The 2,013-nt window shown below is 61.4% G+C and carries 4 protein-coding genes; 3 read left to right on the forward strand and 1 reads right to left on the reverse strand.

Going from position 1 to position 2,013, the window contains the following annotated elements; all coding sequences use genetic code 11:
• The 3 genes from DBR24_RS12210 to cobM form a co-directional block, all read left to right on the forward strand.
• Positions 1–426: CbtA family protein (locus DBR24_RS12210; RefSeq protein ID WP_177490529.1), on the forward strand; the 426-nt coding region annotated here is incomplete at its 5' end.
• Positions 423–836 (forward strand): cobalamin biosynthesis protein, encoded by a 414-nt coding sequence (locus DBR24_RS12215; RefSeq protein ID WP_123468208.1) that lies wholly within the window; start codon positions 423–425, stop codon positions 834–836. The genes DBR24_RS12210 and DBR24_RS12215, both read left to right, overlap by 4 nt.
• Before the next feature lie 79 nt (positions 837–915).
• Entirely contained in the window at positions 916–1,662 is a 747-nt protein-coding gene (cobM, locus tag DBR24_RS12220; protein ID WP_128614877.1) for a precorrin-4 C(11)-methyltransferase, read from the forward strand.
• Positions 1,663–1,862: 200 nt separating this feature from the next.
• Here cobM and DBR24_RS12225 read toward each other — a convergent pair.
• Positions 1,863–2,013, reverse strand: a 151-nt coding sequence (locus tag DBR24_RS12225) for a NifU family protein (RefSeq protein ID WP_177490530.1), incomplete at its 5' end; no start/stop codon positions are given.

Genomic DNA, 2,013 nt, shown 5'->3' on the forward strand with positions numbered 1-2,013 from the left:
GGTCTGTACACCCTGCGTGCACCGACCAAAACCTCGCAAGGCCTGCTCTGGGGCCTGGCTGGTTACGCCACCTTCGTCCTCGCCCCGACGCTGGGCCTGCCGCCTGAACTGCCCGGCACCGCTGCCGCCGATCTGGCCTCGCGGCAGCTGTGGTGGATCGGTACCGCCGCGTCCACGGCCGTCGGCCTCGCGCTGATCGCCTTCAGCCGTCCATGGGTGATGAAGATCCTCGGGGTAGCGATCCTTGCGGTGCCACATGTGATTGGCGCGCCACAACCGGAAGTGCACTCCATGCTCGCCCCTGAAGCACTTGAAGCCCAGTTCAAAATCGCTTCGCAGTTGACCAACGTGGCGTTCTGGCTGTCCCTGGGCCTGATCAGCGCGTGGTTGTTCCGCCGCAAAAGCGATGGTCACTACCACGTATGATGAATGACCGCGCAGCGTCGACCTTTGTGGTCGGCCTGGGCTGCCAGCGTGGCTGCCCGGCCAGCACGCTGCGCGCGTTACTCGATCAGGCCTTGCAGGCCCATCGCATTGAACTTGAGGCAGTCAAGGCCCTGGCCAGTATCGACCTCAAGCGTGATGAACCGGGTTTGCAGGAACTAGCCGCACAACTGGCTCTGCCGTTGCTGTACTTCAGCAGCGCAGAACTGGCCGGTTATCAGCAACGGCTCAGTCACCACTCGCAGATCGCGTACGAGCGAACCGGTTGTTACGGCGTGGCGGAAAGTGCCGCCCTGGCCCTGGCCGAACAACTGATTCAGGCCCCGGCAAAGCTGCTGATTTCCCGTCAAAAATACGCCCAGGCGACGTTGGCCTTGGCCGGCGCTGCGTAAACCCCCGATAATCCCCGCCCTCGATCATGAGCAATCTTCATCTGAAGGGTTGCTGCGGCTGTTTTCAAAGGATTCCACGATGACCGTCTACTTCATCGGCGCCGGCCCCGGCGACCCGGAATTGATCACCGTCAAAGGCCAGCGGCTGATCCGTCGCTGCCCGGTGATCATCTATGCAGGCTCGCTGGTCCCGGCGGCGGTGCTGGAGGGGCATCAGGCCGAGACCGTGGTCAACAGCGCCGAATTGCATCTGGAGCAGATCATTGAGTTGATCAAGGTCGCCCATGCCAACGGTCAGGATGTGGCGCGCGTGCATTCGGGCGATCCGAGCCTGTACGGCGCGATCGGCGAGCAAATTCGCCATCTGCGCGAGCTGAACATTCCGTTCGAGATCATCCCCGGCGTGACGGCAACAGCCGCGTGTGCGGCGTTGTTAGGGGCCGAACTGACCCTGCCGGATGTGTCGCAGAGCGTGATTCTGACCCGTTATGCCGACAAAACCGCGATGCCGGCGGGCGAAGAACTCGCCAGTCTGGCGCAGCATGGCGCGACCATGGCGATTCATCTGGGGGTCAATCATCTGGAGAAAATCCTCGTGGAACTGCTACCGCACTACGGCGCGGATTGCCCGATTGCGGTGATTCACCGGGCGACGTGGCCGGATCAGGACTGGGTGGTGGGGACGCTGGCGGATATTGCCGGGAAGGTTGCAGCCAAAGGGTTTCGGCGTACGGCGCTGATTCTGGTTGGACGGGTGTTGGGCAGTGAGGTGTTTAGCGAGTCATCGTTGTATCGCGCGGGGCATGCGCACCTGTACAGGCCCTGAATCATATGGGATTGGGTACAACCTGTGGCGAGGGGATTTATCCCCGATGAACTGCGCAGCAGTTCCTTTTCTGGGGCTGCTTCGCAACCCATCGGGGATAAATCCCCTCACCACACAGTAAACAGGCACTCATTAATCAAGTGCATAAAAAAACGGCGCTCACGGGGCGCCGTTTTTCATGTCCGCAGTGAACACCTTACTTAGTAGTAGGCGTTTTCTTTCTGCGTGTGGTCGGTCACGTCGCGAACACCTTTCAGCTCGGGAATGCGCTCAAGCAAGGTGCGCTCGATGCCTTCCTTGTGGGTGACGTCCGCCTGGCCGCAGCCCTGGCAACCGCCGCCAAACTGCAGC

Origin of the sequence: Pseudomonas sp. HMWF006 (assembly GCF_003061205.1) — a bacterium.
GTDB classification, from domain to species: domain Bacteria; phylum Pseudomonadota; class Gammaproteobacteria; order Pseudomonadales; family Pseudomonadaceae; genus Aquipseudomonas; species Aquipseudomonas monsensis.